We start from the raw sequence: 12,721 nt of genomic DNA on the forward strand, positions 1-12,721 counted from the left end.
AAAAAAAGGTTTACACCTAAAAAGATGTAAACCTTTACTTTTACTGGAGCCAACGATCAGAGTTGAACTGACGACCTACTGATTACGAATCAGTTGCTCTACCAACTGAGCTACGTTGGCGACCACCGGGATTCTTAGTATATCGACTGTTATTTATCGTCAAGCTTTACAATACATTCCACGGAGTTTCTGCCATGGGTTGATACTCTTCTTCCTGAGCTTTAATATCCAGATAAACCAATCCAAGCGGAGCTATACGGGCATCCGGCATTTCGGCAAGTTCGCGAGTATCAATAGTCACGAAATAATGTTTGCAGCTATCACAAACGTCAAACCGCTCAGTCTTACGTTCTTCGGACTGGAAATATTTAAGTTTCTTATAATCTTCACTTTCACACCACGGGCAAATATTTCGCTTAATACGCCACTGATGATCACAACAGGAACAATGCATCCAACGCTGTCCGCCATGCCCTGCCATATATTCAGCATTTTCCGTCAACTTTTTCTTAAGTAATGACATATCCGGGAAAGATCCACAGATCGGACAATATCCCTTATCCCACTGCATTTTCTCAATCTTCAATGCGGCTTCATCCTTCATACGATTCATGAAAGGTTTAATTGCGAGTGACGCCAGCATCATTAATACAGACCCATCAAGGCTTAATTTTTTAGCCAAACCTTCGAAAACTCCGTTATTTTCATCCCACACAGCTCTTGCCAATTCATTTACATATTCTGAACCTTGCAAAGCATCTGTTATTACGCTGATTTTATCTGAAAGTGCTGGCATTCCTTCTGCAACAGCCTTGCTGAGCAACCAAAAGATTTCTGAATAATATTGTTCAAAATCAGGCATATCCATATCAGCCAAAAGAGGCACTCCCTGCTCAAAACGCAAGGCATCAGCTTCCGGAAGAATAAAATTATTCCATTTTACTAAGAGATTGCACCCATCTTCATGCGCTTTTGCAATCGGACCGAATGCGTCAAAAATATTTTCCAAAGCGGGAGTCTGCTCACGTAAAGCAAGGAGTCCAGTTCGAACATCGCGCTGACTGGAAGAAGGGGATTGTATATTATTCATGGAGATCTGCTCCTGCTTTAAAACGAGACCCGGATAAATCCGGGCCTCGGGTTATAAGTGCTACTATCCGAAGATACGTTTTGCGGGTTTAGTCATGCCGGCAAGAAAATTCTTGCGTGACATTGGTTGCCCTACGCCTGAATTGTCGGCGGTCACGTATTCATAATACAGTTCAGGCTTATCCATAACCAGATAGATTACGTTCACCTCATCTGCATCAACCACTTCAGCTCTAGGATATTCTTTTTTAACTTTGGCAAGAGTTTTTTCAGCCAAAGCAACCATCTCAGAACGTTCACCGAAGTTCATAGTTCCGGTTGGACAAGTTTTGACACAAACGGGAACAAGACCTGCCTGCTGACGATCAATGCACATATCACATTTAACCAGCATTCCGGTGTCTGTGTTATGGCGCGGAACATTGTAAGGACAAGCTTCGGCAATTTCTGCACACTCATCTTCTTTCAATTTCTTGCAAAGATCAGTGTAGAGAATAGCTCCAGTTTTTTTGTCCTGAATTACCGCACCTTCTACATAACTGTCGGCAACTTCTTTACAAGGAGCATCAAGACAATGACGACACTGATCGGGGAAGAAAAACCACTCGATCTTGCCATCTATGCGGTGTTCACTAAAGCGCACCACTTTATAAGTAAAAGGATTCAAATCAGGTGGATTCTGATGTGAACCGCGTTGTTTTGTTTCTGTCGCAGGTAGATCGTGCCATTCCTTACAGGCTATCTGGCAACCGCGACAAGCCGTACATCTCGATGTATCGACAAAGAATGCTTTAGGCATTTTTTACTCCCTATCGGACGGGTCTACTGACCCGGCTTAGTTGCGAATTACTCAAGTTCTGTGAGTTTATCCGCTTTGCGGACGTTCACAAGACTGGCCTTATACTCAGGAATAGTCGTATTTGGATCACCTACTGCCGGAGTCAGACGGTTAGTTGCGTCACCGACTCCTTTAGTTGTCCAACCAAAGCAGAACGGCATACCCACTTCGTGGATAATTTTGCCCTTAATTTTGAATGGAGTCATACGAACGGTAACCATCGCAATTGCTTCAACTTTGCCGCGAATACTTTCAACGATAACAGCATCACCGTTGGCAATACCTTTTTCCTTGGCAAGTTCGAGGCTCATTTCAACATAAAGCTGAGGTTCAGCTTCCAAAAGCGCCGGAATGTTACGGGTTTCACCGCCACCACACCAATGCTCGGTCATGCTGTAAGTGGTAAGAACAATCGGGAATCGTTTATCACCGGGTTCTGCAAGCTTATCCATGTCACTCTTAACACTCTTATAGCATGGACTGCTTAACTGCTTGGAGAATGGATGACTCGTAATCGGAGTTTCCACCGGCTCATAATGATCAGGGAAAGGACCGTCTTGAAGACCGGGACCATAAAGCTGACCATGTCCTTCTTTGCGCATGATAAACGGATAACGTCCTTTACCAGTTGCATTCGGTGGCCATCCACCATCAGGAACATCTCCTTCCCAGCCCTTGCCGTTCCATTCAATAACAGCTTTCTGAGGTGCCCAAGGCTTACCGTTTGCATCCACAGATGCACGGTTATAAAGAATACGACGGTTAACAGGCCAGCACCATGCGAAGTTCGGGAAAAGACCAATCTTGGCCTGCATTGGAGTCTGTGCCAAACTGCGCCGTTTCGCCTTGTTGCCGTCTTCTTCAGTATAACTTCCGGCATACAACCAGTTCAGACTGGATGTAGAACCGTCATCGCCAAGAGCAACAAATGAAGGTACCTGCTGGCCCTTTTTGTATTTCTTGCCTTTGAAGTTTACATCTTTAGTGAACCTGCCGTTAATTCTCTGAGCCACATCTTCAGCGTCATAGAAAGAAGGCCAGTCGAGAGTCAGGATAGGATCTGGATATGCACCATTTTTAGTGCTGTATAATTCACGGACGCGGTTAATAATATCCACGTACATGTTACCCATACTTCTGCTCTGCCCCATAGGTTTGCAAGCTTCATAATGCCACAGCAGCCAGCGGCCACTGTTACTGATGGAACCTGCTTTTTCTGCGCGCTGAGCGGAAGGCAGAAGGAATACTTCGGTCTTATTCTTAAGAGGATCGATTCCCGGACGATGCCAGTTATCGGATGTTTCAGTGTGATGCAGTTCACCAACAACCAGCCAGTCCAGATTATCAAGACCTTTGCGTGTTTTGTTGGAATTAGGAACACTCTGAGCAGGGTTGGTACCGAAGACGAATCCACCGCGGATTTCACCTTTATACATACGGTCGAAGAGGAATAGATATGAATAATCTACGCCGTCGTCAGCTTTAGGCAGCATCTTATAGCCAAAACCATTTTTAGCAGTAGCATTGTCGCCACGCCAAGATTTGAGCAAGCTAGCCATATATTTAGGCTTATGCTGCCACCAGTTCGCACTCTCAGGATCATGACTCACAGGCGTGGTTGCCTTGGTATATGCATCAAAGCTAGGCATACTTGCTTTAGGCACAGGCAGATATCCGGGCAGAATGTGCCACAGAATACAATGGTCAGTGGAACCCTGAACATTCGGTTCACCGCGCAGAGCATTGATACCGCCACCGGCAACACCTATATTACCAAGAAGAAGCTGAAGCATCGCGCTGGTACGAATATTCTGTACGCCGACAGTATGCTGGGTCCATCCCAAAGCGTACATGATGGTTCCGGCTTTATCTTTCTGACCTGTAGCGGCAAAAGTCTTCCAGACTTTGAGCAGATTCTCTTTGCTTACGCCTGTTGTCTTGGAGACATTATCAAGAGAATAGCGGGAGTAATGCTTCTTAAGCATCTGGAATACACAGCGAGGATCTTTCAAAGAAGGATCGCGCTTCGGCACACCTTTATCGTCAAGCTCGAAAGCCCACTTAGACTTATCATATGTGCGTGTTTTGGCATCGTATCCAGAGAACAGTCCATCTTTGAACTTGTAATCTTTACCTACGATAAAAGCAGCATTAGTATAGTTGGCAACATACTCTTTAAAATAGAGTTTGTTGGAAAGAACGTAATTAATCATACCGCCCATAAACGGAATATCCGTTCCTGAACGGAGAGGGACATGAAAATCACTTCTAGCGGATGTACGGGAGAATTTGGGGTCCACATGCATAACAGTGGCGCCTTTATCTTTGGCCCGTAAAACCCATTTAAAGGAAATTGGGTGATGTTCAGCAGCATTACTACCAATAATCATGATAGAATCTGCGTTTTCAATATCACACCAGTGGTTTGTCATCGCACCGCGCCCGAACGACTCTGCCAGAGCCGCAACTGTTGCGCTGTGTCAGATCCTTGCCTGATGATCGAAATGCACCAGGCCCAGTCCGCGCACGCCCTGATGGACTAATGCACATTCTTCGTTATCCATCTGCGAGGAACCAAGATGGAAAATGGATTCAACACGATTAACTTCCTGTCCTTTAGCATTATGAGTTTTAAAATCAGCATCACGAGTTTTTTTAACATTCTTCGCAATACGATCAATAACCCAATCCCACTCTTTTTCTACCCATTTATCACTGTAAGGAGCGCGATATTTAGGTTTCTGTAATCTGTGGGGACTATTGTGCATGGAGAGCATTGCTGCCCCTTTTGCACAGAGTGCGCCTTCACTGACCGGATAATCAGGATCGCCTTCGGTGCTGACAATTTTACCGTCTTTTACATGAGCGATAAAATGACAACTGACTGCACAGAATGGACAGATGGAGATGACTTCCTGAGCCCCCTCAATCTTGAGTCCGGCGGCATATGCCTGAACCGGAGAAAGATCGAGTCCCATCTGACCCAAACCGATGCTTGCCACGCCTATTCCGGCAAGCTTCATAAAGCCGCGCCGTGAAATATTCATGGAGAACCTCCTAGTTTTTACCGGACAGTGAGCGGCCTAGACTGCTTTTCGTCCGATATTTATGTTTATTCTCACACTAAAGAGGACATTAGAAATAAAGTCAATAATTCCAATATGTTAAAATAAACACATATCAAGACGTTAAGATTCTCCGAAACTTTTTGAGCGCCACGGAAAAATTTCATCGGCCCGTAAACGGGCATCACATTCTACCTTCCTGAACCATTCAAAATATTTGTCGCGCACAAGCCGCCCTGCATCCGTCAAACGATAACCGCTGCGTTTGCTGCCAACCCGCTCAATAAGCTGAAAACCAAGAACCTGCTCGGTCTGCTTAATTTTCCCCCATGCGGCTCTATAAGACATCCCCATAGCCTCGGAAGCTTTTTTCAAAGAACCGCATTTCTCGATCTGATCGAGAAGAAGTAAACGCCCGTAGCCAAAAAACACTCCTTCCCCACCTTCCAGCCAAAGATGAAGGCGGATTGTGGGACTATGAGAGTCTATTGCCGGTTGATCATTTAAATAATCAAATTGTGGATTGGAGGTGACTTCCTGCATTTCATTCTCCTTATTTTCCGAAAGGACATTTAGGGAACGTACAAGTCTTGCATTCCATACAATATCCGCCGTCGGCGAATGCGGTGAGATCTTTGCGGGTTAAGGTCTGTCCAGCCAGCACGCGGGGAAGAACAAGATCAAGACTGGTGCTCTTAAAGAACAATGCGCAGGCAGGAACGCCTATAACTTGAACATCACCTGCGCGGGCAAGAAGCAACATAGTTCCCGGCAGAACCGGAGCTCCATAAAGAAGATCTGTTACGCCTGCATCCACTAGTCCGTGCCGTGTCACATCATCGGGATCTACTGACATTCCGGCTGTAGTGATAATCAGGTCACATCCCTCGTCCATAAGAGACTTGGCTGCGTCCCGAATAAGATCCCGGCTGTCCGGACCAATCACTGTGCGAACTATTTCACTGCCCAAAGCCTGAACTTTGGCAGTAATAATTGCTTCGAATTTGTCCTCAATCAGCCCGTTAAAAACTTCATCTCCGGTAATCAACAAACCGACTTTAGCTTTACGCAACGGAGCAATTTTAAATAAAGGTTCACCATTCAATGATGAAACAGCTTGAGAAAAATTATTTCGGGATAAATAAAGAGGAATAGCTCTGGTTCCGGCGAAACGAGTACCTTTTTTTACAAGAGAGCCACTTTTACGGGCCGCTACCATGACATTCGGTACGAAATTAAAATGAGTCATCATTTCAAGATCAGTAACAAGAATACCATCCTGCTCCGCCACCAAAGTAACCTTTCCTTCACGCGGAGGGCCCGCCTGAGTGATTCCTTCGCCCGCCATGATACGGCCAAAGGTTTCAGCGACTTCATTTTCATGAACCCACTCACCATCGGGAATATCACCTTCATCTACATAAATATGATTTTTGCCGATAAGCTGTAAGCGACAGACATCTCCGGCACTGAAATTGTGATCTTTAAAGAACTCAGGCCCTTTGCTTTTACCGGGGACAATACGCGTCATGTCATGAACGGCTGTTTTACCCACGGCTTCACTGATAGGAACAGATTTAAGACCATGCGGCAGATTTTCAACCTTCAACTCACGACTGGATTCCTTTTCAAGATACGGCCCTTCTCCCTGACAAGTTCGACAGATAGCGCCGAATGATCCGGGGTAAGCATCTCCGCAAAGAGGACAAGTAGTTATGCCCCCCTTACTGCGATGCCCCATAACTTCGGGCTTCATCTGAATTGCTTCCAGCGAACAGAAGGAAGCTCCAGCCTGACGAATTTCAGATTGCAGTCTTTCAGTATCCTGCTCTTTTTTAGGCTTTAATTTATAGAACCAGGATTTAACTTCAGGCCAGTCCTCAAGCTTAACAGGGTCGACCCGAATGCGGATGCCCTTACCGGTATATTTGTCGTAGAGTGAAAGAGCATAAACGCCGAGATTTTTAATCTTGAGCCAGCCGTTACCGACACTGCAAAATGTGAGCATCTGCACGGCATCCGGCAAGCACCATGAAGTTTCGCTGACAGCATCAAATATAGTTCCCTCAGGAAGATGCTTACGGGCTTCTTCCATCATATACCCACCGAGCATCAAACCCGGGGCGGGATATCCATGAAACCTTCGGGCGGCTTCAAAGAACTCTTCGTAGGTATAAGACCCAATACAATCATCATGTGCGGGGATGTCTGTTTTTGATGTTACGGCGGCTTCAAGGTTCATGCTGTTCTCCATAGATAAACTTTATTATGTCGATATGGGCATAATAAAGTTTATCTATGACAAATCGTCAATGAAGGTGCCTATTGCTCTTAGTTTGGAACTAATAGTCGTATAATATATTATTTATAAACAAAAGAAGCCCCTTGCAGATATTCTGCAAGGGGCTTCTTAAAATCAATTTTAACTTAATCTAAACGAGTTTAGTCGCGGCAGCGAGAGCTGCGTCGTAATCAGGTTCTTCTGTGATTTCTTTCAAGTACTGAACATATTCAACTACGCCGTCTTTACCCACAACAAACACGGCCCTGCTGAGCAGGCGAAGTTCTTTAATCAACACACCGTACCCTTCACCGAAGGATGCGTCTTTATGATCGGAAAGAGTTTTAACAGCTTCAACTCCGGCAGCTCCGCACCAGCGAGCCTGTGCAAATGGCAGGTCCATGCTGAGAGTCAAGATTGCAATATCATCACCCAGCTTTGCAGCTTCATTATTGAATCTGCGGGTTTCCATATCGCACACAGGAGTATCAAGCGAAGGAACAGCACTGAGGATCAAAACCTTGCCTTTATAATCAGCAAGAGTCTTGGGAGCCAAACCGTTATCAGTCACGCTGAAATCAGATGCCTTGTCTCCAACTTTAACTTCAGCCCCGATAAGGGTGAGAGGATTGCCTTTAAAAGTTATTACTCCGGTTCTTTCACTCATGATGTATTCTCCATTGTTTGTTTTAATTTCTACTCAAAATACCATAGCTCATGAACTGCGGCAACGGGCAATTATAATTTAGGCTAAACTACATGTAGAACAATGGACAAAGCTTTAAAACTAAACTCCACCTTATCCCCTTTCTTTATTCCGTCTTCTTCAATGCTCCATGACTCAACAAGCGCACATAATCTTGTTCCGGCTTCTGTTTCACCGGAAACTTCGGCAAGTATTTCAGTCTTTTTTATGTCGGTAACTGCCGCACGGATACAGTTTCTCGCGCTTGAGTTTTTACCTTCGGATAACGGACGTACAGCCACAAGCGGAGCTTTAATCGTTGCGGAGACAGGAACGCCCACTTCAAGATCAAGTTTATACAAACTCTCAAGTGTAATAACGGAACTGATACATATATTTTCAGCAGTCTCAAATTCCACATCAGCAAGGATTCCATCACGCCTGATCTGCGTGACATGACCAATAAAAGTATTACGTGCGCTGGTTTTTAATGAAGATTCTTCAAGTGCCATACGCCGGACAATATTTTGCACATCCCCTTCAGGCCAATCCTGATAAACTGCTGACAGATCAGCAGAAGACTGCCCCAGCACTTTACGCATCACTCCTAGTGGCACCCCGTTTCTGAGCAATTCCACCGCACGCGAACGACGAAGCACGCTTGGAGCTCCCAGTTCACGGGGAATATTACAAGCCTCGGCCCTGTCATAAAAAATACGCCGCACATAACCAGGATCAAGGTGAAAAATATGCCCTTCAATCCCCATACCCATAGGGCCTTCTATGAGAGCTTTAAGCTCGCGGCAGACGTTTTGCGGAAGAGGAACCTCACGTTTGTTTTTCCCCACTCCCAACGAGACTGTCGCACGACCGAAATTAAAACTTTTGCTTTCATCCATTTTAAGAATTTCACCAAGCTTTGCTCCGGTATGACGCAAAATCAGAAACAGACAAAAGACTCGTGTGCGCGACCGTAACCGATCAGCCCGGCCTGCTTCATCCCGCCATGAGCGATAACCTGATTCCAGATAATCGAGCATTCTCGTATCAAGATGTTTTATATTTTCCGGCACATCAAAAAATTTAAAAGGAGCCAGCTTACCTGTTTTCACGGAATATCCCTTCGTAGAATCACGTTTTTTATAATTAACGTGACTGCATTGTTTCTTGCTGTTGATCTGAATAAGTATGAGATCGATCAATAATAGTAATCTAATATAATCACAATAAAATTGGAGATTTTACAATGAAACGCATTCTTACTCTGGTTCTCACAGTACTTCTGGCTCTGCCTGTCGCAGCGAATGCAGCAGACTTGCTGATCGCGCAAGCGGCCAACTTTACCCCTGCAATGCAGGAAATTATCCCCGCCTTTAAAAAGGCTACGGGCCTTGAAGTTCAGGCAACTTATACATCAACAGGAAAACTTTATGCGCAGATTACTAACGGCGCACCTTTTGATGTTTTCCTTGCAGCAGATGAAAAACGCCCGAAAAAACTTTATGCTGCCGGCCTCGCTGAAAAACCATTTGTCTACGCAAAAGGTAAAGTCGTTTTCTGGTCACTTAAAAAAGAAATAGGTTCAACACCTTGGCAGAAAGCAGTTATAAATCCCGATCTGCATAAGATTGCCATCGCGAACATTGAAACAGCTCCTTATGGGACCGCGGCAATGAAAGCTCTCCAGAAAGTAAAGCTCTGGAAAAAAGTAAAACCTGAACTCGTATACGCACAGTCAATTGCTCAAGCCTTTCAGTATGCGGCAACAGGCGCAGCGGATGCCGGATTTTGCGCCTACTCATCAGTGTTCACAACAGAAGGACGCAAAGGAACCTTTACTGTTGTAAACGAAGCTCCTCCAGTAATTCAAGCGGCCTGTATTCTCGACTCTTCCGAGCATAAAGACGTCGCTCAGAAATTCGTTAAATTCCTTGCAAGTCCCGAAGTTAAAACTATCAAAAACAAATACGGATACGAATAGCATGGATTTTTCTCCGCTCGTTCTGTCTGTCAAACTGGCTCTGGCAACAACTCTGTTAATTCCGATTGTTGCAGCGCCAACGGCATACATACTGGCGTTCTGCCGATTTCGTGGAAAAAGTTTGATTGATGCGATTGTGTCTCTCCCCATGGTTCTTCCTCCAACGGTCCTTGGCTTCGGGCTCCTCATTTTGATGGGCCCGCATGGACCGCTGGGGAAACTTTGGAAAGATGCCACGGACGAACGTATGGTTTTCAGTTTTTCAGGAATTTTACTCGCTTCACTGATTTATAATCTGCCCTTTGCGGTTCAGCCCATGCGCGCTGCCTTTGAGAAGCTGGATATCAGATTGCTGGAAAACTCGGCAGTGCTGGGCCTTTCATCCACAGCGACATTCTTCCGGGTAGTCCTGCCGAACAGTTTACCCGGGCTTGCGGCGGCAGCAATGCTTGTCTTCGCACACAGTCTTGGAGAATTCGGGGTAATTCTCATGGTCGGCGGAAGCATTCCTGGCACTACAAAAGTGGCATCCATTGCAATTTATGAGGCGGTGGAGGCCATGCGATATCAGGACGCATTATTCATGTCGCTGGCAATAATTCCAGTTAGTTTTCTGGCTCTGCTTGCCATTAACCGCATCAACGGAAGGCGCTGATGACTCTCCATTTAGATATTCGCAAAAAACTTGCAAACTTTACTCTGGACGTCTCACTTTCCTGTCCGGAAGGAACTCTTACCGCCATTGTCGGCCCGTCCGGAGCAGGCAAAAGCACTTTGATCAGAATCATTTCAGGCTTAGAACTTCCTGATGAAGGAACCGTTTCACTCGGAGGAACTTGCTGGAACGATACTTCAAAAAAATTCCACGCCACACCTCAAAAGAGAGGTTTAGGACTGGTTTTTCAGGAATACACCCTGTTCCCTCATCTGACGGTTCGTAAAAATGTAGCCTTTGCGGCAGTGGACAAAAACTGTGTTCAGGATCTGCTGAATAAATTCGGTATTGCCCACATTGCCGATCGCAAACCATCCGGTATTTCCGGTGGGGAAAGGCAACGAGCGGCCTTTTGTCAGGCTCTGGCGCGTGAACCGGTTTTACTGCTGCTTGATGAGCCTTTCTCGGCTCTTGATATTGCAACCCGCGAATCTTTGCGGCGTGAACTCAGGGAGCTGAAAAAAGATCTGAATATCCCCATGATTCACGTCACTCATGATCTGGAAGAGGCGTATTACCTCGCAGACAAGATATTTGTAATGGAAAACGGAGTTGCCTCCCCTCAATGGCTGGAACGGCAGAATACCCGCCGAAATATGAACTTTATCGTCCCTAATCAATATGAACTCGTGGAGAACATGTAATGCGTATCAATAAATTATTTCTGATCCTTTTATTAATTCTATGCGTTCCTGCGGCAGCACAGGCAAAAATAGTGATAGCATCCGGAGCGGGCTACCGTTCGCTCGTTGACGACCTTACCGCCTCCTATATAAAAGACACCGGCGATCAAGTGGAACGCATCTACGGGAACATGTCCCGCGTTACAGCTCAGGCCCGTATCAGCGGTGCTGTTGATATGGTTATAGGAGATTTAGATTTTCTGGAAAAAGCACAACTGGATTTCAAAACCACAGAGAAAATTGGAAACGGCAAACTTGTCGTAATATTCCCTAAAGGTTCAGCTTTTCATGGTGAAGCAGATCTGCTTGGTTCTAAAGTCACCCGCATAGCTCTTCCTGACACAAAAAGGGCCATATACGGAAAAGCAGCTCTACAATATATGCGCAACAAAGGAATCTATGACAAAATTGAACCCAAACTTCTTATCGTTGCAACTGTTCCTCAGGCCGCATCATACGTTATTGCCGGAGAAGTTGATTACGCCCTGATAAACATTACCCATGCTCGCAAAATTGCTAAATCAATAGGTGGATTCACTCTCCTTGATGAAGGAGCATACTCTCCTATCAGCATTGTCATCAGCCAGTTGAAAAGTTCAACAAATCAAAAAGAATGTGACTCCTTCTTGAAATTTCTAAAGACTGATAAAGCACAGAAAATTACTGTAAGCCATGGCATGTAGGTTATTTAATGGATTTCACGGCAATCATTTCTGACAGCGCAACTTTAAACCCGCTCATTCTTTCGGGCAAAGTTCTAGCTACCTCAGGGGTCCTTCAATTATTGCTGGGAATTCCACTGGCGTGCTGGCTTGCCCGTTCGCGCAGTACTCTCAGCAGCATAATGGATACAGTCGTTACGCTGCCCCTTGTCTTTCCTCCAGTAGCGATGGGATTCGGACTTCTTCTTTTACTTGGCAGAGAAGGCCCGATGGGCGCTCTATTTGGTGAAAGCATCATTTTCAGTTTTCCCGGTCTGGTCGTTGCGGCTTTCATTGCCGGACTTCCGCTAGCGGTTAAACCCATTCAAGCGGCACTTAAATCTCCTGAAGCCGCAAGGCTTGGCGAGGTTGCGGCCGTATTGGGAAAATCTGAAACAACGATCTTTTTATGCGTGCTTTTACCTTATGCAAAGCGCAGTATTGCAGCAGGAATGTTGCTGGCTTTAGGAAGATCTCTCGGTGAAGTCGGTATGACTTTAATGCTTGGCGGAAATATTATAGGCAGAACAAATACTCTTTCGCTCGAAATATACAACGCAGTTTTTAACGGAGAATTTGAAAGAGCCATAATGCTTTCACTGATGATAGGAACTGCATCAATTGCAATGTTTATCGTGCTGAAAAAAGTATCCGATACATAAACTTAAACACAAAAAAAGACA

General features: G+C 45.3%; 12 protein-coding genes and 1 tRNA gene. 5 read left to right on the forward strand and 8 right to left on the reverse strand.

The genetic code is table 11. The features are described from left to right. Nucleotides 1-44: 44 nt before the first annotated feature. The 8 genes from BLT41_RS01095 to BLT41_RS01130 all read right to left on the reverse strand — a co-directional run bounded on the left by BLT41_RS01095 (nucleotide 45) and on the right by BLT41_RS01130 (nucleotide 9,070). Nucleotides 45-120 (reverse strand) — tRNA-Thr (locus BLT41_RS01095). 46 nt (nucleotides 121-166) lie between these two features. Beyond that, nucleotides 167-1,090, reverse strand: a complete 924-nt coding sequence (locus BLT41_RS01100) for a formate dehydrogenase accessory protein FdhE (protein WP_092157417.1) — start codon at nucleotides 1,088-1,090, stop codon at nucleotides 167-169. Nucleotides 1,091-1,153: 63 nt separating this feature from the next. Continuing rightward, nucleotides 1,154-1,888 carry a 4Fe-4S dicluster domain-containing protein gene (locus tag BLT41_RS01105; RefSeq protein ID WP_092157419.1) on the reverse strand — a complete coding sequence of 245 codons (735 nt, stop codon included), beginning with the start codon at nucleotides 1,886-1,888 and terminating at the stop codon, nucleotides 1,154-1,156. 47 nt (nucleotides 1,889-1,935) lie between these two features. Beyond that, entirely contained in the window at nucleotides 1,936-4,974 is a 3,039-nt protein-coding gene (fdnG, locus tag BLT41_RS01110) for a formate dehydrogenase-N subunit alpha (protein ID WP_092157421.1), read from the reverse strand. A gap of 141 nt (nucleotides 4,975-5,115) precedes the next feature. Continuing rightward, a complete protein-coding gene (locus tag BLT41_RS01115) occupies nucleotides 5,116-5,535 on the reverse strand; it encodes a winged helix-turn-helix domain-containing protein (protein ID WP_170830280.1) in 420 nt (139 codons plus the stop codon). 10 nt (nucleotides 5,536-5,545) lie between these two features. After that, the gene (locus tag BLT41_RS01120; RefSeq protein WP_092157423.1) at nucleotides 5,546-7,234 is read right to left on the reverse strand and encodes an FmdE family protein; all 1,689 of its coding nucleotides are present in this window, start codon (nucleotides 7,232-7,234) and stop codon (nucleotides 5,546-5,548) included. Nucleotides 7,235-7,424: 190 nt separating this feature from the next. Then, nucleotides 7,425-7,940 carry a thiol peroxidase gene (gene tpx / locus BLT41_RS01125; protein ID WP_092157426.1) on the reverse strand — a complete coding sequence of 172 codons (516 nt, stop codon included), beginning with the start codon at nucleotides 7,938-7,940 and terminating at the stop codon, nucleotides 7,425-7,427. A gap of 83 nt (nucleotides 7,941-8,023) precedes the next feature. Next, entirely contained in the window at nucleotides 8,024-9,070 is a 1,047-nt protein-coding gene (locus tag BLT41_RS01130; RefSeq protein WP_244512166.1) for a TOBE domain-containing protein, read from the reverse strand. A gap of 134 nt (nucleotides 9,071-9,204) precedes the next feature. On the opposite strand from BLT41_RS01130, the gene modA (BLT41_RS01135) reads away from it, so the two are divergent. Genes modA (BLT41_RS01135) through BLT41_RS01155 form a run of 5 tightly spaced genes read left to right on the forward strand, consistent with a single transcriptional unit; the run spans nucleotide 9,205 to nucleotide 12,700 of the window. Further along, nucleotides 9,205-9,939: a molybdate ABC transporter substrate-binding protein gene (modA, locus tag BLT41_RS01135; protein WP_092157428.1), complete on the forward strand. Its 735-nt coding sequence runs from the start codon at nucleotides 9,205-9,207 to the stop codon at nucleotides 9,937-9,939. Nucleotide 9,940: 1 nt separating this feature from the next. Continuing rightward, a complete protein-coding gene (modB, locus tag BLT41_RS01140; RefSeq protein WP_092157430.1) occupies nucleotides 9,941-10,594 on the forward strand; it encodes a molybdate ABC transporter permease subunit in 654 nt (217 codons plus the stop codon). Further along, nucleotides 10,594-11,298: an ATP-binding cassette domain-containing protein gene (locus BLT41_RS01145; protein WP_092157432.1), complete on the forward strand. Its 705-nt coding sequence runs from the start codon at nucleotides 10,594-10,596 to the stop codon at nucleotides 11,296-11,298. The genes modB and BLT41_RS01145 overlap by 1 nt, the downstream gene beginning before the upstream one ends. Next, nucleotides 11,298-12,020 carry a molybdate ABC transporter substrate-binding protein gene (gene modA / locus BLT41_RS01150; RefSeq protein ID WP_092157434.1) on the forward strand — a complete coding sequence of 241 codons (723 nt, stop codon included), beginning with the start codon at nucleotides 11,298-11,300 and terminating at the stop codon, nucleotides 12,018-12,020. The genes BLT41_RS01145 and modA (BLT41_RS01150) overlap by 1 nt, the downstream gene beginning before the upstream one ends. Nucleotides 12,021-12,028: 8 nt before the next feature. Beyond that, nucleotides 12,029-12,700 carry a molybdate ABC transporter permease subunit gene (locus BLT41_RS01155; protein WP_092157436.1) on the forward strand — a complete coding sequence of 224 codons (672 nt, stop codon included), beginning with the start codon at nucleotides 12,029-12,031 and terminating at the stop codon, nucleotides 12,698-12,700. Nucleotides 12,701-12,721: the final 21 nt, after the last annotated feature.

It is taken from the genome of Maridesulfovibrio ferrireducens (assembly GCF_900101105.1).
GTDB lineage: Bacteria > Desulfobacterota > Desulfovibrionia > Desulfovibrionales > Desulfovibrionaceae > Maridesulfovibrio > Maridesulfovibrio ferrireducens.